Genomic DNA, 19,696 nt, shown 5'->3' on the forward strand with positions numbered 1-19,696 from the left:
ACAACAGGAGACGGACGGTTGCTCGTGTAATCGTAATCGATCATTAGTGAGCTCTCCCTGCAGTGCTGTTGCGATTAGCCATGTTCATAGCACGATCTGCCCACCGGATGTTACGAGGCGTGTCATTCAGACCATTACGATCAATGTGATCAACCTCAAGAGGAGACATCCAGACTGACGGGTTGTGTGATGGTCCCATCTTTCTTTTACGTACCCGACCATCAGGATTACGATCTATAACAGCATTTAAATTAGGGTCGTAGAAACCTGTTGGTTGTAGTTTAACCTTCCCATCTGCTTCTAAAGCGCGGCCTGACACCCAATTCTTGAAGTCATTCCATAGGTTCCTGTCTTTAACCATTTGTGTAGCAAGCACTTGACGCGCGTAATCGAACTGCCTCTTAACCAGGTAGCCACACCATGCAAAGTAACGGTAGGCAATTAATCGCCCCCTGGTAATGGGTAAATCTTTTTTTCCTGGTCGCGGCAATTTGACGTGCCAATACTTGATCGGATGTTTATTCCCTGATGAGGAGTACTGCTCTGGCTTGATGTAAACGCGTTGCTCAATGTCGTAAACATTTGCAGCAGGATCCATTAAATAACGACGTTTAGGTAATCCCCCATCAGGCTTGAAATCTTCCAACCACTCCCACCATTTAACGCTAGTTGCTTTGGCTAAATCTCCATTTGTCTCCAGTAAGTACTCTGTGGAAAGCTCTGGCTTAAATTCAGAACGGCAAATTTTACACAGCCCAGAGTGTCCATCAGGGCCAAAAAACACTTCGTGGTCAGCAGTGCTCTCCAGAAGTTTGTAGTAATAATTTTGTTTAAATTCATTAGAATTCATTTTAATTTCTCCTTTTTTGTGGCAAACCGGGTTCAATGATTTCTGTGAATAATCTGAACATGACCCGTTTTGCCTAATGAATAAAAAAAGTATCGGGCTCAAAAATGCCAACATCAGTCGTAATCAATGCAGCGATTAAAATCACGCACTGGTTAACTTGTCTTGAGACTGTAAATCTACAAAATAGGTGGCATGATGATCTGGATTGCGTATTGAAACGTAATCGACATCGATTTTTGAGGGTCTGACGTGAATTGTCAGAGCAAATTAGATAGTTGTTGTACTGACAGTTGGGTTGTTAACCCTAACAATGTCCTTCTTTTGATTATTTACATAAAATTGCCCTCACATGTACGTAACTATATAAGTTGACACTTACGTAAAAGCTGCTAATCTGATGTTCTAAGATTATATTGCAAAAAACATCACAGCCCTTCAGAATAAGCTCAAAACCAAGAAAATCAAACAAAAAACAAACTCCCAGCGTCACATTATCATTAATCATATCAATATGCAAGCATTTTTTTATCCATCGGTGCTTTTCGGGTTGCATCTACAAGTTTTTGATTTTTGGATGGGCGTTAACATGGTTTGGTGTATCAGTTAGCGGTGTTGAAAGGCTGGTTGCAGATTGGACAATAGCTAGCGCATCCAGCAGCCAAAAGATACAACCTACAGACACCTAAACAGTCAACGATGAAATCAACCAAAATCAGCAAATGCAGACAAGTTTCTATAGATCGTTGATAAAGGAATATCCATTAACTGCGACAGGCCTGAAGGCTGTAACTGGGATCTGAGTTTACGTCAGGTGATGAAGAAAACTGCTCCCGGAAATTGGCAAGGACAAACTTGTGGTCTTCAGGGTGCTGATCAGCGTCTTACGTTTTTCTGAGAAAGGCGATGAAAACGCTGGTGGTGTTAAGATAAAGCACAAAATGGCATACATGTAACATTTCTCATTTAAGCCAATCGATACCGTCTATGACCGGAAGCAAAGCTGCAACGTTAAACTCATGTATATATACTTGTGTTTGACCAGTGCGAGATATTTCGTGTCCGACAGTCCGTTGTACAAGTGGTAAAGTATTTGTTTTCGCTGCTTCAGTGATGAATGTATGGCGCAAACTGTGGATGATTCGACGACGCTTAAAATCATCTAAGTAAGGAATACCCAACTCTTCACGTATGCTGTGAAAAATACGTGTCAGTTGTGTTTTATTAGTAACTTGAGGAAAAAGCTTTGCATCTGGATCCTTATCTTTGAGATAATCTAAGAAATTCATGTTTATCAAGCGAAGCGAAAGAGGAACCTGTCGTATTCCAGCATCAGTTTTACTGTCTTGGATCATAATGTAGTGTCGCTGGCTATCAGCATCCAGACGGATATCTGAAACTTTTAAAGCGGTGATTTCAGAGCGACGAGCACCTGTATATGCCAACAATAAAAATACCCACTTTTTCCAATCTTCAAGCATTGCAAAATGACTCACCAGCTTTCGCATCTCAGTAAGGTGATAAATACCATAGCTGTGGCTTTTCGCCTCAAATTTAACACCATTAGTGGGAGATGATTCAAGAATATCTTCTTCTTTGACCAAATAAGCAAATAATCCCTGACACAGCTTTAAATAGCCGTTAACTGTTCTTGAAGACACCAGATCTTCTTCAGGTATATCATCCGCGTCAAGACACTCCTGAATCGTCATCCTGTTGTATGGTTTTTTGTTCCGTTGGGGAAGCCCCGCAACCATCTCGAGTAAGTTTTTAATATCACGACGGGTAATAGTATTTACAATAGTATCAGCACCCAAAACAGTTTCAATGACTTCGTAATACTTTTCATTTTCCTGACGGACCTTCAGAGTCCAGTCTGACTTGTATTTTACAAACCTTTCCCAAGCATCAGCTAAGGTAAGTATACACTGATTGCTACCTTCAGAAACGGCACTCTGTACAGCACTGGAGGCTGTAACATTTTGCTTTATACTCGCTACAATCTGGCTGTATCGGGAAATATCCTTCCGCCAAAATGCAGAGTGTGCATCTAGAGACTGAAGCAGAAGCACCGTATAATTTGCAGCGGCTGATGCAATCTCTTCTTCCATCCCCTGAATATCAAATGCAGATGACAATGCACGCATGAAGTAATTTTCCACTAGTGATTCCTTACCGCAGTAAAGTGCATTCTGATAATGTTGCTGAAAAAGTAAGTTAAACCCCTCTCTAAACTCTATCGGCGTAGGCTCTTTATTATTCAACCGCTCAACACGTGCTTCGCCAGGAATAGTCTCCACATACTGCAAAACCTCTGCGTTCATATCCGCTACGAATAAATCGATGTCCTGCGTGGTTAGTTTTTTCATCGTCTTAATGATAGTGAGAAATTGTGCACGCCCTATTCTACCGAGTCTGAATAGTGATATGTACGGGGTAAGGCGAGAAATTATAAACCTACAGCGACGAGGGCTATCAGTACCCAAAGAACAGCGGAAAAAACGACATTCAGTAAAGCGAAAGTAGACATAGTAAATGCCATTACGGCGGAGTGTATAAGGGATGCTGCAACCGTTGGTGTATCCCATTATGTATCCCATTTTACTTCTGGGCGCCTGGGACACACCAACGTATTGTTTTAGAAGAAGGTGAAACTGACCGATAAGCCGGGTTCTGTCGTGGACAGTCATTCATCTAGGCCAGCAATCGCTCACTGGCTCAAGCAGCCTACCCGGGTTCAGTACGGGCCGTACCTTATGAACCCCTATTTGGCCTTGCTCCGGGTGGAGTTTACCGTGCCACGGACTGTTACCAGCCGCGCGGTGCGCTCTTACCGCACCCTTTCACCCTTACCTGATCCCACTTGCGTGAGCCATCGGCGGTTTGCTCTCTGTTGCACTGGTCGTGGGTTTCCCCCCCAGGCGTTACCTGGCACCCTGCCCTATGGAGCCCGGACTTTCCTCCCCTCCGCCCGTCTCCCCCGAAGAGGACGACGACGAAGCGGCGACTGTCTGGTCAGCTTCGGCGCGAAGTATAGAGGGTTTGCGCGCCCTTGTCACCCCGCGTTACGCATTCCAATCGCCAGCGTCGCGGCGATATTGCGTGAAGCACGGTAAATATTGTCATAAGCCCCACTGAAAGCTTCATTCAGCGTAACAATACTGTTCAACACGCTGAATACAGCATCGATGCCATGCTGATGCACAACGCCGACATCCTTCGTCAGACTACCCGCAATACCAATTACCGGTTTATTGTATTTCTTCGCGACGTTCGCTACGCCAATCGGCACTTTACCGTGAATGCTCTGGCTATCAATGCGGCCTTCTCCGGTGATCACCAACGAGCAATCATAAATATGTTCTTCCAGATTGAGCGCCGTCGTCACAATCTCAATGCCGCTCTTTAGCTCTGCGCCAAGAAACGCCATTAGCGCCGCCCCCATACCGCCTGCAGCCCCTGCACCGGGGACGTATTTCACATCAACATGCAGCGATTTTTTGATGACATCAGCATAGTGAGAGAGATTCTTGTCCAGCTCGATAATCGTGGCTTCATTAGCCCCTTTTTGCGGGCCAAAAATACGCGAAGCACCGTTATCGCCCACCAGTGGATTAGTGACATCGCAGGCGACGCGAATAGCGCAATCTTTTAAACGCGGATCGAGGCCGGAGATATCAATATCATTCAGGGTATTAAGACTGCCGCCGCCAAAACCGATTTCATTACCGTTGACATCGCTTAACTTCGCCCCCAGCGCCTGCATCATCCCCGCACCGCCGTCGTTGGTGGCACTGCCGCCGATGCCAATAATAATACTGGTCGCGCCACTCTCCAGCGCCTGCAAAATTAACTCTCCCGTGCCGCGAGAAGTCGTCACCAACGGATCACGCTTTTCCGACGGTACTAACGCCAGCCCACTGGCCGCCGCCATTTCAATAAACGCGGTTTTACCATCGCCAGAGATCCCCCAACTGGCATTCACCTTCTCGCCCAGTGGCCCTGTAACCCAGGCGTGACGTTCGGAACCCTGGGTAGCTGCAATCATCGCTTCCACCGTTCCTTCGCCGCCATCAGCAACCGGAACAGAAACGTACTGTGCATCAGGAAAAATTTCCCGAAATCCTTTTTCTATCGCCTGCGCAACCTCGCTGGCAGATAAACTTTCTTTATAAGAGTCTGGGGCGATTACGATTTTCATACCTGTGCCTGTTACCACATGACGCCGGAGGGCGTTTCTCTTATTCGGCCTGGATTCCAGGCCCGGATTGCAATACGCCATCCGGGCGCGACGTCATTAACGAGTAACTTCGACTTTCGCCAGTTTTTCGTAGTAGCACGCCAGGGCGCTATGATCCGCCGTTCCCAAACCATCGGCACGTAGTGCCTGCATCATCTCCATAACCGCAGCAGTTAGCGGCAATTGCGCACCAACGCCGTGGGAGGTATCCAGCGCATTTGCCAGATCCTTAATATGCAGATCAATACGGAAGCCTGGCTTGAAGTTTCTGTCCATGACCATAGGCGCTTTGGCGTCAAGAACGGTACTGCCCGCCAGTCCACCGCGAATTGCCTGATAAACCAGATCCGGGTTAACGCCCGCCTTGGTTGCCAGCGTTAACGCTTCTGACATCGCGGCAATATTCAGCGCCACAATGACCTGGTTTGCCAGTTTGGTGACGTTACCTGCACCGATTTCCCCGGTATGCACCACGGAACCCGCCATCGCTTTCATCAAATCATAGTATTTGTCGAAAATAGCCTTGTCGCCGCCCACCATCACTGACAGCGTACCGTCGATGGCTTTCGGTTCACCGCCGCTCACCGGGGCGTCCAGCATATCAATACCTTTCGCTTTCAGTGCTTCGCTGATTTCACGGCTTGCCAGCGGAGCGATTGAACTCATATCGATCAATACCGTACCTGGCTTCGCGCCTTCAATGATGCCATTTTCACCCAGCGCCACCTCTTTTACATGAGGGGAGTTTGGCAGCATGGTTATGATGACGTCGCACTGTTCAGCGATAGTTTTAGCCGTAGACGCTGTTTCTGCGCCTGCGGCAATCACTTCAGCAATGGCTTCAGGGTTACGGTCAGCAACCACCAGCGAGTAACCTGCTTTCAGGAGGTTTTTACTCATTGGTTTACCCATAATACCCAGGCCAATAAAACCAACTTTCATAGTCATATCAATCATCTCTCTTGTTGCGGTGGTGGTTATTTTTTAAAGGTATCTGCCAGTTTCTGCGTGGCGGAACGGAATACGCCGAGATCGCTGCCGACGGCCACAAACGTAGCGCCCCATTCCAGATAACGACGCGCATCGGCTTCGACAGGGGCGAGGATGCCGCAGGGTTTGCCGTTGGCTCTGGCGCGATTAAAAATATGTTGAATCGCTTTTTGCACATCCGGATGCGACGCATTGCCGAGATGACCTAATGCCGCTGCCAGATCGCTGGGGCCAACGAAGATACCGTCCACGCCTTCGGTTGCGGTGATAGCATCAACGTTATCAACGCCTTGCTGGCTTTCAATTTGCACCAGAATGGTGATGTTCTTATTCGACTGAGCGAAGTAATCCGCCACGGTGCCAAACATATTGGCGCGGTGAGAAACGGAGACGCCGCGAATACCTTCTGGTGGATAACGGGTAGATGCCACCGCCTGCACCGCTTCTTCTTTCGTTTCCACAAAGGGGATCAGGAAGTTATAAAAACCGATATCCAGCAGACGCTTGATGATCACCGGTTCGTTGGTCGGTACACGCACCACTGGCGCGCTGACGCTCCCCTTCAGAGCCATCAACTGAGGAATGAACGTGGAGATATCGTTTGGCGCATGTTCGCCATCCAGCACCAGCCAGTCAAAGCCAGCTAAACCAAGAACTTCCGTGCTAATTGGGTTAGAAAGTGCTGACCAGCAGCCAATCTGTACCTGTTTCGCTGCCAACGCGGCTTTGAACTTATTTGGGAAAATATCGTTATTCATCGCTTATACCTTTGCTTATTTCTGCAATTCCATACGTTTAATGTCGCCAATCAGGCTTCCTGGTGCAGTATTGAAAGAGGGCAATCTCTTCGATGACAATAAAAATAGGCAGTAAGATTAAAAAGGCACATGCGTTCCTTATTCATCAATCCCACTAATCATGTTTATATTCAGTCGATAGCAAAAAGGTCAGTGCTATTTATTAAATATTCTATTAACGAATATTGGCCACTGCACAATAATAAATCCGTTTTCGACAATGAGTATAATCAGCACAGAAACAATAGGCATTGTGCAAATGCTCATTATGTTTGTCTGATATAAATATTATTTTGAGCATATGCCTATCACGCTGCGTGCCAATGCACATATTTACGCTTTGCCTGCCCCGGTTGCCCTGCTATCACGATAATTAGTGATGTTGATCACATACTGACTTTTCATCTCCTGACACTCTTATTCCATCTCGCAGATAAAATTATTTCTGTCATCAGAATCAATCAACATAAATTTATTATTACCAGCGACCGGAGAAAACGGGATAATGGCCAACATCGAAATCAGACAAGAAACGCCGACTGCGTTTTATATAAAAGTTCACAACACAGATAATGTGGCAATTATTGTTAATGATAATGGCCTGAAAGCAGGAACGCGTTTTCCGGATGGGCTGGAATTAATTGAACATATTCCCCAGGGGCATAAAGTCGCATTGCTGGACATTCCGGCTAGTGGTGAAATTATTCGTTATGGCGAAGTGATTGGTTACGCCGTGCGCGCGATCCCACGCGGAAGTTGGATCGACGAATCAATGGTAGTACTGCCGGAAGCGCCGCCATTACACACGCTGCCACTGGCAACTAAAGTGCCGGAACCCTTACCGGCGCTTGAAGGTTATACCTTTGAAGGCTATCGCAATGCCGATGGCAGCGTGGGAACCAAAAACCTGCTCGGCATCACCACCAGCGTCCACTGTGTGGCGGGCATGGTGGATTACGTGGTGAAAATCATTGAGCGTGACCTGCTGCCGAAATACCCGAACGTCGATGGCGTGGTGGGGCTGAATCATCTGTACGGTTGTGGCGTGGCGATTAACGCTCCGGCGGCGGTGGTGCCTATTCGTACTATTCACAACATTTCGCTTAACCCAAACTTTGGCGGTGAGGTGATGGTGATTGGTCTGGGTTGCGAGAAATTGCAACCTGAGCGCCTGCTGATCGGCACGGATGATGTACCGGCTATTCCAGTGGAAAGTGCCAGTATTGTCAGCTTGCAGGATGAAAAACATGTCGGTTTTCAGTCAATGGTCGAGGATATTTTGCAAGTTGCCGAGCGCCATCTGCACAAATTAAATCAACGGCAGCGAGAAACCTGTCCAGCTTCAGAACTGGTTGTCGGTATGCAGTGCGGCGGCAGCGATGCGTTTTCTGGTGTAACGGCAAACCCGGCAGTGGGTTATGCATCTGATTTACTGGTGCGCTGCGGCGCAACGGTGATGTTCTCAGAAGTCACGGAAGTGCGTGACGCCATTCATCTGCTGACGCCGCGCGCTGTTAACGAAGAGGTTGGCAAGCGCCTGCTGGAAGAGATGGAGTGGTACGACAACTATCTCAATATGGGGAAAACCGACCGCAGCGCCAACCCTTCGCCGGGTAACAAAAAAGGCGGTCTGGCAAACGTGGTGGAAAAGGCGCTCGGCTCCATTGCTAAATCGGGTAAAAGCGCGATTGTAGAAGTGCTGTCACCCGGTCAGCGTCCGACCAAACGCGGATTAATTTACGCCGCGACGCCAGCCAGCGATTTCGTCTGTGGCACCCAACAGGTGGCTTCAGGGATTACCGTGCAAGTATTTACGACCGGTCGCGGCACACCGTACGGTCTGATGGCGGTGCCGGTCATTAAAATGGCGACCCGCACCGAACTGGCGAACCGCTGGTTTGATTTGATGGATATTAATGCGGGCACTATCGCCACCGGCGAAGAGACCATTGAAGAGGTGGGCTGGAAGCTGTTCCACTTTATTCTCGATGTCGCCAGCGGGAAGAAGAAAACCTTCTCGGATCAATGGGGACTGCATAACCAACTGGCGGTGTTTAACCCGGCGCCGGTGACCTGATTTCTTTTGGAACGCGCCTCGCAAAACATGGCCTTAGTGCCATGTTTTTATTGTTTCAAGTCCCGTCATCCATTAATAATGCATTTGCATTACCTTAGTTGAAGATTATAATTTGAGCAGAAAAAAGGCTGTAAAAGGACAGTGAACAATGCCCGCTAATGCTCGCTCTAACGCTGTACTGACCACTGAATCAAAGGTCACGATACGCGGACAAACAACTATCCCCGCGCCAGTGCGTGAGGCCTTAAAACTGAAGCCAGGCCTGGACAGCATTCATTACGAAATCCTGCCTGGTGGGCAAGTATTTATGTGCCGTGTGGGAGATGAACAGGAGGATCATACTATGAATGCATTTTTGCGTTTTCTGGATGCAGATATCCAGAACAACCCGCAAAAAACTCGTCCATTCGAAATTCAACAAGGAAAGAGACTTGTCGCTGGCATGGACGTCAACATTGATGATGAGATTGGCGACGACGAATAATGGATTTTCCACAAAGGGTTAATGGTTGGGCGCTATATGCTCATCCCTGCTTTCAGGAAACCTACGACGCTTTAGTTGCCGAAGTTGAGACATTAAAGGGGAAAGATCCTGAAAATTATCAGAAAAAAGCCGCCACAAAGTTATTGGCAGTAGTACATAAAGTTATTGAGGAGCATATCACGGTCAATCCATCATCACCGGCATTCCGTCATGGCAAGTCGTTAGGCTCAGGGAAAAATAAAGACTGGTCACGGGTAAAATTTGGCGCTGGTCGTTATCGTCTCTTCTTTCGTTACAGCGAAAAAGAGAAAGTCATCATTCTGGGATGGATGAACGATGAAAACACGCTGCGCACCTACGGTAAAAAAACAGATGCCTATACCGTATTCAGCAAAATGTTAAAAAGAGGACATCCTCCTGCCGACTGGGAAACCATCACCAGAGAGACTGAAGAAACCCATTGATGGTGTTCACAATGCCCGCCGAACGCATCCGTTTTGACCAGCGGGCGCCATTTCTCACTCCCCGACCAGAATCACCTCAACCCCAGCCTTTCGCAGTCCTTCCAGACTATCCGCAGGAATGCCTTCATCGACAATGATCATATCGATCCGCTGAGTATCGATGATCTTATGTAAACTGGAGCGGTTGAACTTACTGGAATCGGTGACCACGATGATCCGTTCCGCAACTTCGCACATCCGGCGGTTTAAACGAGCTTCATCTTCATTGTGCGTGCTGATGCCGCGCTCCAGATCGATAGCGTCTACGCCGAGAAACAGCATATCGAAGTGGTAATTTTGCAGCGATTGTTCAGCCTGATCGCCGTAAAAAGATTGCGACTGACGGCGCAAATGCCCGCCGGTCATCAGCAGTTCCACCCCTTCAGCTTCCAGCAACGCATTGGCCACGTTCATACCGTTGGTCATCGCAATTACGTCGGTGTGCTTGCGCATCAGACGGGCAATCTCAAAGGTGGTGGTTCCGGAATCGAGGATCACCCGATGACCAGGCTTAATTAACTCAACGGCAGCTTTCGCAACGCTGCGTTTCATCGCCGTGTTCAGCGCGCTTTTATCTTCTACCGAAGGCTCGACTGACAGCGTCGTGCCATCGCAGATCAACGCGCCACCATACGCACGCACGGCGATCCCCTGTTTTTCCAGAAACGCCAGATCATTGCGGATCGTCACGGTAGAAACGCCAAATAATGCTGACAGATCGTTAACCTGCACACTCCCTTGCTGACGCAGGCGCTGAATGATCTGCTCTCGTCGTTCGCTGGTGCCAGTCACTCGTTTCTCACCTGATGCGTCGGTATTACTCATAGAAAATCCTTTCGTAAAGCTTTCGTTTCATTTCGTTTTTATTATTAATACCGTTCTATTAAGCAAATGCAAGCCCACCTTGCCCGTTGACGCAAGCGACTCCTGTTTCAGAAGCTTTCATTATGTTTCTTTTGTGAATCAGATCAGAAAACAATTACCTTTCGTTTTATTTTTACCTCACCATGACGCAGTATCAACTGAAACAAAACGAAAGATCAGCAATGGCAGTTATCTGGCCTGGAGAGGAAAGTGAAATATCTGATAGAAATGGTGAGACAGCACAAAGAGGGCAAAACAAATGGGATTTATGCCGTTTGCTCCGCGCATCCGCTGGTACTGGAAGCCGCCATCCACTACGCCTTCGCAAACCAAACGCCGTTACTGATTGAAGCAACCTCCAATCAGGTGGATCAGTTCGGCGGATATACCGGAATGACGCCCGCCGATTTTCGCGGCTTTGTTTGCCAGCTTGCCGACTCGCTGAATTTCCCGCAAGACGCGTTGATTCTCGGCGGTGACCATCTGGGGCCAAACCGCTGGCAGAATCTGCCTGCCGCTCAGGCGATGGCCAATGCCGATGATTTGATTAAAAGCTACGTCGCGGCGGGGTTCAAAAAAATCCATCTTGATTGCAGTATGTCCTGTCAGGGCGATCCGGTTCCCTTAACCGATGATATCGTGGCTGAACGCGCTGCCCGTCTGGCGAAAGTGGCGGAAGAAACCTGCCGCGAACACTTTGGCGAAGCCGATCTGGTGTATGTCATTGGTACTGAAGTGCCGGTGCCTGGCGGCGCTCATGAAACCTTAAGCGAACTGGCGGTCACCACGCCGGATGCCGCCCGCGCCACGCTGGAAGCTCATCGTCACGCTTTTGAAAAGCAGGGTCTGAATGCCATCTGGCCACGCATCATTGCCCTGGTAGTACAACCCGGCGTCGAATTCGATCACACCAACGTTATTGATTATCAGCCAGCCAAAGCGACCGCCTTAAGCCAGATGGTTGAACACTATGAAACGCTGATTTTCGAAGCTCACTCTACCGATTATCAAACGCCGCAATCGCTGCGCCAGTTGGTAATCGACCACTTTGCCATTCTGAAAGTTGGCCCGGCGCTGACCTTCGCCCTGCGTGAAGCCCTGTTTTCTCTGGCGGCGATTGAAGAAGAGCTGGTGCCAGCGAAAGCCTGTTCCGGTCTGCGTCAGATACTGGAAAACGTGATGCTCGATCGCCCGGAATACTGGCAAAGCCACTACCACGGTGACGGCAACGCACGTCGTCTGGCACGCGGTTACAGCTACTCAGATCGCGTGCGCTACTACTGGCCGGACAGCCAGATTGATAACGCTTTCGCCCATCTGATTCGTAACCTGGCGGATGCCCCAATTCCGCTGCCGCTCATCAGCCAGTATCTGCCGCTGCAATACGTCAAAGTTCGCTCCGACGAGCTACAACCAACGCCGAGGGCGCTCATTATCAACCATATTCAGGACATCCTGGCGCAGTACCACACAGCCTGTGGAGGCCAATAACCAAAACAAGAGGAACACGCTATGCCAAATATTGTTTTAAGCCGGATTGATGAACGCTTGATTCACGGTCAGGTCGGCGTTCAGTGGGTCGGATTTGCGGGGGCAAATCTGGTTCTGGTCGCCAACGACGAGGTAGCCGAAGATCCGGTACAACAAAACCTGATGGAAATGGTACTGGCAGAAGGGATCGCCGTGCGTTTCTGGTCATTGCAAAAAGTGATCGACAACATCCATCGCGCCGCTGACCGGCAGAAAATCCTGCTGGTTTGCAAAACACCAGCCGATTTCCTGACGCTGGTAAAAGGTGGTGTCCCGGTGAGTCGCATTAACGTTGGCAATATGCATTACACCAATGGCAAGCAGCAAATCACCAAAACGGTTTCTGTAGATGCGGGTGATATCGCGGCGTTTAACGATCTGAAAACCGCCAGAGTGGAATGCTTCGTTCAGGGCGTCCCGACAGAACCTGCTGTGGAGCTCTTTAAATTACTTTGAGGGATTCATTATGGAAATCAGTCTGTTGCAGGCGTTCGTGTTGGGCATTCTCGCCTTTATCGCTGGCCTGGATATGTTTAACGGCTTAACCCATATACATCGCCCGGTGGTTCTTGGACCGTTGGTTGGGCTGGTACTTGGCGATCTACATACCGGTATTTTAACCGGCGGTACGCTGGAACTGGTATGGATGGGGCTGGCTCCGCTGGCGGGCGCACAGCCGCCTAACGTAATTATCGGTACTATAGTCGGTACGGCATTTGCTATTACCACCGGCGTGAAACCCGATGTCGCGGTCGGTATCGCCGTACCTTTCGCCGTCGCGGTACAGATGGGGATTACCTTCCTGTTCTCGGTGATGTCTGGCGTGATGTCCCGTTGCGACCGGATGGCGGAAAATGCCGATACACGCGGCATTGAGCGCGTGAACTATCTGGCGCTGCTGGCGCTCGGCATCTTCTATTTTCTCTGCGCTTTCCTGCCGATTTACTTCGGTGCGGAACATGCCAAAACCATCATTGATGTCCTGCCGCAACGCTTAATCGACGGCCTCGGTGTCGCAGGCGGCATCATGCCAGCAATCGGTTTTGCCGTGCTGCTGAAAATCATGATGAAAAACGTCTACATCCCCTACTTCATCCTGGGCTTTGTTGCCGCCGCCTGGCTCAAGTTACCGGTGCTGGCTATTGCTGCTGCCGCGCTGGCGATGGCGCTGATCGACCTGCTGCGTAAATCTCCTGAACCGATTCAACCTGCGGCACAGAAAGAGGAATTTGAAGATGGCATCTAATCAAACGACCCTGCCGAACGTCAGTGAAAACGAAGAAGCACTGCTGACTGGCGTCAATGAAAACGTATATGAAGATCAAAGCATTGGCGCGGAGTTAACGAAAAAAGATATCAATCGCGTCGCATGGCGTTCCATGCTGTTACAGGCTTCTTTCAACTACGAACGTATGCAGGCTTCCGGCTGGTTGTACGGTCTGCTGCCTGCACTGAAAAAGATCCATACCAATAAACGCGACCTGGCGCGCGCCATGAAAGGCCATATGGGCTTTTTCAATACTCACCCGTTTCTGGTGACGTTTGTGATCGGCATTATCCTTGCGATGGAGCGTTCTAAGCAGGACGTTAACAGTATTCAGAGCACCAAAATTGCTGTCGGTGCGCCGCTCGGCGGGATTGGCGATGCGATGTTCTGGCTGACGTTGCTGCCAATTTGCGGCGGGATTGGTGCCAGTCTGGCGTTGCAAGGCTCTATTCTCGGCGCCGTGGTATTTATCGTGTTATTCAACGTGGTGCATCTCGGTCTGCGTTTTGGTCTTGCGCATTACGCTTATCGAATGGGCGTGGCGGCGATCCCGCTAATTAAAGCGAATACCAAAAAAGTCGGTCATGCGGCGTCTATCGTCGGGATGACGGTGATCGGCGCGCTGGTAGCAACCTATGTCCGATTAAGCACCACGCTGGAAATCACGGCAGGCGACGCAGTGGTTAAGCTACAGACTGACGTTATCGACAAACTGATGCCTGCCTTCTTACCGCTGGTCTATACCCTGACCATGTTCTGGCTGGTACGTCGCGGCTGGAGTCCGCTGCGCCTGATTGCAATCACTGTAGTTCTCGGCATCGTCGGTAAATTCTGTCATTTCCTTTAAATACAATGAGGTATTAGATGTTAAGTATTATTTTGACAGGGCATGGCGGATTTGCCAGCGGCATGGAAAAAGCAATGAAGCAAATCCTCGGTGAGCAATCACAGTTTATCGCCATTGATTTTCCGGAAAGCTCAAGCACCGCGCTGCTTACATCGCAGCTTGAAGAAGCCATCGCCCAACTGGATTGTGAAGACGGCATTATTTTTCTGACGGATTTGCTGGGCGGCACACCGTTTCGCGTAGCTTCAACGCTGGCGATGCAAAAACCGGGCTGTGAAGTGATCACCGGCACCAATTTGCAACTATTACTGGAAATGGTGCTGGAGCGCGAAGGGTTAAGCGGAGAAGAATTCCGTGTGCAGGCGCTGGAGTGCGGACACCGTGGGCTGACCAGTCTGGTGGACGAGTTAGGCCGCTGCCATAAAGAATGTCCGGTCGAGGAAGGAATATGAGGTAAGCGCCCCGCCGCTATTGGTAAAAGACTGTGAGTGGCGTTTTACACTTTCGTTTCTTTATCTGGCTTTCACTTCCCTCACAAGGCCTTTTTTCTTTTGTTTTGACTTTTGCACCGGTGTCGGATGCGACGCTGACGCGTCTTATCCGACCTACGGTTGGTGACAGCCAGGCGGATAAGGCGTTTACGCCGCATCCGGCAATCGGTGCAAATATCCCCCCATCAAACAATCCCTTTATCTTCCCTTGTCTTTTCTTTCAATGATCACAAATTTCGTTTTATTTCCTTTCTCTTCATTGAACTTTCAGTTTCTTTTCTATAAATTTTAATCAACGAAAGATATCACCAAGTGAAATGAAACGAAAGGTAAGCGAAAGCTATAACGCCCGACGTCAAGTTCATCAAACTAAGGATTGAGTTATGCCAGAAAATTACCCCCCTGCCACCACCGGTACATGGACTGAAGAAGAGATCCGCCATCAGCCTCGCGCGTGGCTTCGTTCGCTCGCCAACATTGACGCGCTACGTTCCGCGCTCAATAACTTTCTTGAACCGTTACTGCGCAAAGAGAACCTGCGGGTAATCCTGACCGGTGCCGGAACCTCGGCATTTATCGGTGACATCATCGCGCCGTGGCTCGCCAGCCATACCGGCAAAAACTTCAGCGCCGTACCGACCACCGATCTGGTTACCAATCCGATGGACTACCTGAATCCAGCGCATCCGCTGCTGCTGATCTCCTTCGGTCGATCCGGCAATAGCCCGGAAAGCGTCGCCGCCGTGGAACTGGCAAATCAATTTGTACCGGAGTGCTATCACCTGCCGATCACCTGCAATGAAGCGGGCGATCTCTATCAAAACGCGCTCAACAGCGATAACGCGTTTGCCCTGCTGATGCCCGCAGAAACGCACGATCGCGGCTTTGCGATGACCAGCAGTATTACCACCATGATGGCCAGCTGCCTCGCGGTTTTCGCGCCTGAGACAATCAACAGCCAGACCTTCCGTGACGTGGCGGATCGTTGCCAGGCGATCCTGACCTCGCTCGGCGATTTCAGCGAAGGCGTGTTTGGTTACGCGCCGTGGAAACGGATCGTTTATCTCGGCAGCGGTGGCTTACAGGGCGCGGCACGTGAGTCGGCGCTGAAAGTGCTGGAACTGACGGCGGGTAAACTGGCGGCTTTTTATGATTCCCCGACCGGATTCCGTCATGGCCCGAAATCGCTGGTCGATGATGAAACGCTGGTCGTGGTGTTTGTCTCCAGCCACCCCTACACCCGTCAGTATGATCTTGATCTGCTGGCAGAACTCCGCCGCGACAACCAGGCAATGCGCGTGATCGCCATCGCCGCTGAAAGCAACGACATTGTTGCCGCCGGCCCGCATATCATCCTGCCGCCATCCCGTCACTTTATCGACGTTGAGCAGGCATTTTGCTTCCTGATGTACGCCCAGACGTTTGCACTGATGCAGTCGCTGCATATGGGCAATACGCCGGATTCCCCATCAGCCAGTGGCACCGTAAACCGCGTGGTGCAAGGCGTAATTATTCATCCGTGGCAGGAATAAGAGGATCGCATTATGAGCATTATCTCCACCAAATATCTGTTACAAGACGCCCAGGCCAATGGCTACGCGGTGCCTGCGTTTAACATCCATAACGCCGAGACGATCCAGGCGATCCTCGAAGTGTGCAGTGAAATGCGATCGCCGGTGATCCTCGCCGGGACGCCAGGGACTTTTAAACATATCGCGCTGGAAGAGATCTACGCCCTGTGTAGCGCCTATTCCACAACCTACAACATGCCGCTTGTGCTGCATCTCGACCACCACGAATCGCTCGATGATATTCGCCGTAAAGTCCACGCTGGCGTGCGCAGCGCGATGATCGATGGCAGTCACTTCCCGTTTGCTGAAAACGTAAAACTGGTGAAATCGGTCGTCGACTTCTGCCACTCGCAGGATTGCAGCGTGGAAGCGGAACTGGGCCGTCTGGGAGGCGTGGAAGATGATATAAGTGTTGACGCCGAAAGCGCGTTCCTCACCGACCCACAAGAAGCCAGACGTTTTGTCGAACTGACTGGCGTCGACAGCCTGGCTGTGGCGATTGGTACGGCGCATGGCCTGTACAGGAAAATACCGAAAATTGATTTTCAGCGGCTGGCGGAAATTCGTGAAATGGTAGACATCCCTCTGGTACTGCATGGCGCCAGCGATGTCCCGGATGAATTTGTTCGCTGGACTATTAAACTGGGTGTGACGAAAGTTAATGTCGCCACGGAATTGAAAATTGCCTTCGCCGGCGCGGTTAAAGCCTGGTTTGCGGAAAACCCGCAGGGTAATGATCCTCGCTATTATATGCGCGTCGGCATGGATGCAATGAAAGACGTTGTCAGGAATAAAATTAATGTCTGTGGTTCGGCGAATCGAATTTCAGCATAACCATTAAATTTATACGATTTATTAATAAGTACTGCTCGACTAATATCGGGTAGTGCCTTAATGGCAAAGGAAATGAGTAAACCTTAATAAATACATCAGTACAATATCGCAACAATAATATATTTAAAAAGATTATATTATTCAAATTTATGGTGAGGATTATACAATGAGCAGTCCAAATATTCTCTTAACCCGTATCGATAACCGTCTGGTTCATGGCCAGGTTGGCGTGACCTGGACATCCACCATCGGTGCGAATCTGCTGGTGGTCGTGGATGATGTTGTCGCTAACGATGATATCCAACAGAAACTGATGGGTATTACTGCGGAAACCTACGGCTTTGGTATCCGTTTCTTTACTGTCGAAAAAACCATTAATGTCATCGGCAAAGCTGCACCACATCAGAAGATTTTTCTGATTTGCCGTACGCCGAAAACGGTACGTAAATTAGTAGAAGGTGGCATTGAGCTGAAAGATGTCAACGTCGGCAATATGCATTTCTCGGAAGGGAAAAAGCAAATAAGTAGTAAAGTTTATGTCGATGATCAGGATCTCACGGACTTACGCTTTATTAAACAACGCGGCGTGAATGTTTTTATTCAGGACGTCCCGGGCGATCAAAAAGAACAAATCCCTGACTAAATCTAACATCGCCTTAATACTGGTTTGAGGTAATAAAAATGCATGAAATAACCCTACTTCAGGGATTATCCCTGGCGGCATTAGTTTTCGTTCTGGGGATTGATTTTTGGCTGGAAGCCTTATTTTTATTCCGCCCGATAATCGTTTGTACCCTTACAGGTGCTATTCTCGGTGATATTCAGACTGGCTTAATTACCGGTGGCTTGACAGAGCTGGCTTTCGCCGGATTAACCCCTGCCGGGGGTGTTCAGCCGCCCAACCCAATTATGGCGGGTCTGATGACCACCGTCATTGCGTGGTCTACGGGCGTCGATGCCAAAACGGCAATTGGTCTTGGCCTGCCGTTTAGTTTGTTAATGCAATACGTCATTCTGTTCTTCTATTCCGCTTTCTCATTATTTATGACCAAAGCCGATAAATGCGCGAAAGAGGCGGATACAGCAGCGTTTTCCCGACTTAACTGGACAACGATGCTGATTGTTGCCTTTTCGTATGCGGTGATTGCTTTCCTCTGTACTTACCTGGCGCAGGGTGCGATGCAGGCGCTGGTAAAAGCAATGCCCGCCTGGTTGACCCACGGCTTTGAAGTGGCTGGCGGCATTCTGCCTGCCGTTGGTTTTGGCCTGCTGCTGCGCGTGATGTTCAAAGCGCAATATATTCCTTACCTGATCGCCGGTTTCCTGTTTGTTTGCTACATCCAGGTCAGCAACCTGTTGCCGGTTGCCGTACTGGGCGCAGGCTTTGCGGTGTATGAGTTTTTCAATGCGAAATCCCGGCAGCAAGCGCAACCGCAGCCCGTTGCCAGTAAAAATGAAGAAGAGGACTACAGCAATGGGATCTGAAATCAGTAAAAAAGATATCACCCGCCTGGGCTTTCGTTCGTCGCTGCTGCAAGCGAGCTTTAACTACGAAAGGATGCAGGCAGGCGGTTTTACCTGGGCAATGTTGCCGATCCTGAAAAAGATTTATAAGGACGACAAACCGGGCTTAAGCGCGGCAATGAAAGATAACCTCGAATTTATTAATACCCACCCGAATCTGGTCGGATTCCTGATGGGGTTATTAATTTCGATGGAAGAGAAAGGGGAAAACCGCGACACCATTAAAGGTCTGAAAGTGGCGCTGTTTGGCCCAATCGCCGGGATTGGCGATGCGATTTTCTGGTTTACCTTGTTGCCGATTATGGCGGGTATTTGCTCATCATTCGCCAGCCAGGGAAACCTGTTGGGGCCGATTCTATTCTTCGCCGTTTACCTGCTTATCTTTTTCCTGCGCGTCGGCTGGACCCACGTCGGTTATTCGGTCGGCGTGAAGGCGATCGATAAAGTGCGAGAGAACTCGCAAATGATCGCCCGTTCGGCAACCATCCTCGGGATCACGGTAATCGGCGGACTGATCGCTTCGTATGTGCATATTAACGTGGTGACGTCGTTTGCTATCGACAGTAGCCACAGCGTCGCACTGCAGCAGGATTTCTTCGATAAAGTCTTCCCGAATATTTTACCGATGGCCTATACCCTGCTGATGTATTACTTCCTGCGGGTGAAAAAAGCGCATCCGGTGCTGTTAATCGGCGTGACGTTTGTGCTCTCTATTGTTTGTTCCGCATTCGGCATTTTGTAAATGGAACGAGGCACTGCATCTGACGCAGCCTCAGATTATTGACAAAGTGCGCTTTGTCCATGCCGGATGCGGCGTGAACGCCTTATCC

General features: G+C 49.5%; 19 protein-coding genes and 1 other RNA gene. 13 read left to right on the plus strand and 7 right to left on the minus strand.

Going from position 1 to position 19,696, the window contains the following annotated elements; translation table 11 throughout:
- Nucleotides 1–43: 43 nt before the first annotated feature.
- The 6 genes from EQY_RS0118265 to garL all read right to left on the minus strand — a co-directional run bounded on the left by EQY_RS0118265 (nucleotide 44) and on the right by garL (nucleotide 6,835).
- On the minus strand, nucleotides 44–850 hold the full coding sequence (locus EQY_RS0118265) for a hypothetical protein (RefSeq protein ID WP_001087540.1): 807 nt from the start codon (nucleotides 848–850) through the stop codon (nucleotides 44–46).
- 959 nt (nucleotides 851–1,809) lie between these two features.
- A complete protein-coding gene (locus EQY_RS0118270) occupies nucleotides 1,810–3,216 on the minus strand; it encodes a tyrosine-type recombinase/integrase (RefSeq protein ID WP_000737208.1) in 1,407 nt (468 codons plus the stop codon).
- Between the two features lie 277 nt (nucleotides 3,217–3,493).
- Nucleotides 3,494–3,870: RNase P RNA component class A (gene rnpB, locus EQY_RS23980), an RNA gene on the minus strand.
- Between the two features lie 32 nt (nucleotides 3,871–3,902).
- Complete coding sequence (garK, locus tag EQY_RS0118275) at nucleotides 3,903–5,048, minus strand: glycerate 2-kinase (RefSeq protein WP_024212647.1); 1,146 nt, start codon at nucleotides 5,046–5,048, stop codon at nucleotides 3,903–3,905.
- 96 nt (nucleotides 5,049–5,144) lie between these two features.
- The gene (garR, locus tag EQY_RS0118280; RefSeq protein ID WP_024165151.1) at nucleotides 5,145–6,035 is read right to left on the minus strand and encodes a 2-hydroxy-3-oxopropionate reductase; all 891 of its coding nucleotides are present in this window, start codon (nucleotides 6,033–6,035) and stop codon (nucleotides 5,145–5,147) included.
- Nucleotides 6,036–6,064: 29 nt separating this feature from the next.
- Nucleotides 6,065–6,835 (minus strand): 2-dehydro-3-deoxyglucarate aldolase, encoded by a 771-nt coding sequence (gene garL, locus EQY_RS0118285; protein ID WP_001058058.1) that lies wholly within the window; start codon nucleotides 6,833–6,835, stop codon nucleotides 6,065–6,067.
- A 544-nt stretch (nucleotides 6,836–7,379) separates the two neighbouring features.
- Between garL and garD the strand changes: the two genes are divergently transcribed.
- The 3 genes from garD (at nucleotide 7,380) to yhaV (ending at nucleotide 9,899) form a co-directional block, all read left to right on the plus strand.
- Nucleotides 7,380–8,951, plus strand: coding sequence for a galactarate dehydratase (gene garD / locus EQY_RS0118290; protein ID WP_001273791.1), 1,572 nt, complete (start codon nucleotides 7,380–7,382; stop codon nucleotides 8,949–8,951).
- A 148-nt stretch (nucleotides 8,952–9,099) separates the two neighbouring features.
- The gene (gene prlF, locus EQY_RS0118295; RefSeq protein WP_016159726.1) at nucleotides 9,100–9,435 is read left to right on the plus strand and encodes a type II toxin-antitoxin system antitoxin PrlF; all 336 of its coding nucleotides are present in this window, start codon (nucleotides 9,100–9,102) and stop codon (nucleotides 9,433–9,435) included.
- Nucleotides 9,435–9,899: a type II toxin-antitoxin system ribonuclease toxin YhaV gene (yhaV, locus tag EQY_RS0118300; RefSeq protein WP_000347259.1), complete on the plus strand. Its 465-nt coding sequence runs from the start codon at nucleotides 9,435–9,437 to the stop codon at nucleotides 9,897–9,899. The genes prlF and yhaV overlap by 1 nt, the downstream gene beginning before the upstream one ends.
- Nucleotides 9,900–9,953: 54 nt before the next feature.
- Here the strand turns inward: yhaV and agaR are convergent, their stop codons facing one another.
- Nucleotides 9,954–10,763: an aga operon transcriptional regulator AgaR gene (agaR, locus tag EQY_RS0118305; RefSeq protein ID WP_000072176.1), complete on the minus strand. Its 810-nt coding sequence runs from the start codon at nucleotides 10,761–10,763 to the stop codon at nucleotides 9,954–9,956.
- 249 nt (nucleotides 10,764–11,012) lie between these two features.
- On the opposite strand from agaR, the gene kbaZ reads away from it, so the two are divergent.
- The 10 genes from kbaZ (at nucleotide 11,013) to agaD (ending at nucleotide 19,608) form a co-directional block, all read left to right on the plus strand.
- On the plus strand, nucleotides 11,013–12,293 hold the full coding sequence (kbaZ, locus tag EQY_RS0118310; RefSeq protein WP_000876163.1) for a tagatose-bisphosphate aldolase subunit KbaZ: 1,281 nt from the start codon (nucleotides 11,013–11,015) through the stop codon (nucleotides 12,291–12,293).
- Nucleotides 12,294–12,314: 21 nt separating this feature from the next.
- A complete protein-coding gene (gene agaV, locus EQY_RS0118315; protein WP_001132990.1) occupies nucleotides 12,315–12,788 on the plus strand; it encodes a PTS N-acetylgalactosamine transporter subunit IIB in 474 nt (157 codons plus the stop codon).
- Between the two features lie 10 nt (nucleotides 12,789–12,798).
- Nucleotides 12,799–13,578, plus strand: a complete 780-nt coding sequence (gene agaW, locus EQY_RS0118320) for a PTS N-acetylgalactosamine transporter subunit IIC (protein WP_000406229.1) — start codon at nucleotides 12,799–12,801, stop codon at nucleotides 13,576–13,578.
- A complete protein-coding gene (agaE, locus tag EQY_RS0118325) occupies nucleotides 13,568–14,446 on the plus strand; it encodes a PTS N-acetylgalactosamine transporter subunit IID (protein WP_024212648.1) in 879 nt (292 codons plus the stop codon). Before agaW ends, agaE begins: the two co-directional genes overlap by 11 nt.
- Before the next feature lie 17 nt (nucleotides 14,447–14,463).
- Entirely contained in the window at nucleotides 14,464–14,898 is a 435-nt protein-coding gene (gene agaF, locus EQY_RS0118330) for a PTS galactosamine/N-acetylgalactosamine transporter subunit IIA (protein WP_000948815.1), read from the plus strand.
- A gap of 422 nt (nucleotides 14,899–15,320) precedes the next feature.
- Nucleotides 15,321–16,469, plus strand: a complete 1,149-nt coding sequence (locus EQY_RS0118335; RefSeq protein WP_001114846.1) for an AgaS family sugar isomerase — start codon at nucleotides 15,321–15,323, stop codon at nucleotides 16,467–16,469.
- 12 nt (nucleotides 16,470–16,481) lie between these two features.
- Entirely contained in the window at nucleotides 16,482–17,342 is an 861-nt protein-coding gene (gene kbaY, locus EQY_RS0118340) for a tagatose-bisphosphate aldolase subunit KbaY (RefSeq protein ID WP_000022777.1), read from the plus strand.
- A 166-nt stretch (nucleotides 17,343–17,508) separates the two neighbouring features.
- A complete protein-coding gene (agaB, locus tag EQY_RS0118345; protein ID WP_000098035.1) occupies nucleotides 17,509–17,985 on the plus strand; it encodes a PTS galactosamine transporter subunit IIB in 477 nt (158 codons plus the stop codon).
- 38 nt (nucleotides 17,986–18,023) lie between these two features.
- Nucleotides 18,024–18,827, plus strand: coding sequence for a PTS galactosamine transporter subunit IIC (gene agaC / locus EQY_RS0118350; RefSeq protein ID WP_000544483.1), 804 nt, complete (start codon nucleotides 18,024–18,026; stop codon nucleotides 18,825–18,827).
- Nucleotides 18,817–19,608: a PTS galactosamine transporter subunit IID gene (agaD, locus tag EQY_RS0118355; protein ID WP_000534348.1), complete on the plus strand. Its 792-nt coding sequence runs from the start codon at nucleotides 18,817–18,819 to the stop codon at nucleotides 19,606–19,608. The genes agaC and agaD overlap by 11 nt, the downstream gene beginning before the upstream one ends.
- Nucleotides 19,609–19,696 lie beyond the last annotated feature (88 nt).

Origin of the sequence: Escherichia sp. TW14182 (assembly GCF_000208525.1) — a bacterium.
Lineage (GTDB): Bacteria > Pseudomonadota > Gammaproteobacteria > Enterobacterales > Enterobacteriaceae > Escherichia > Escherichia ruysiae.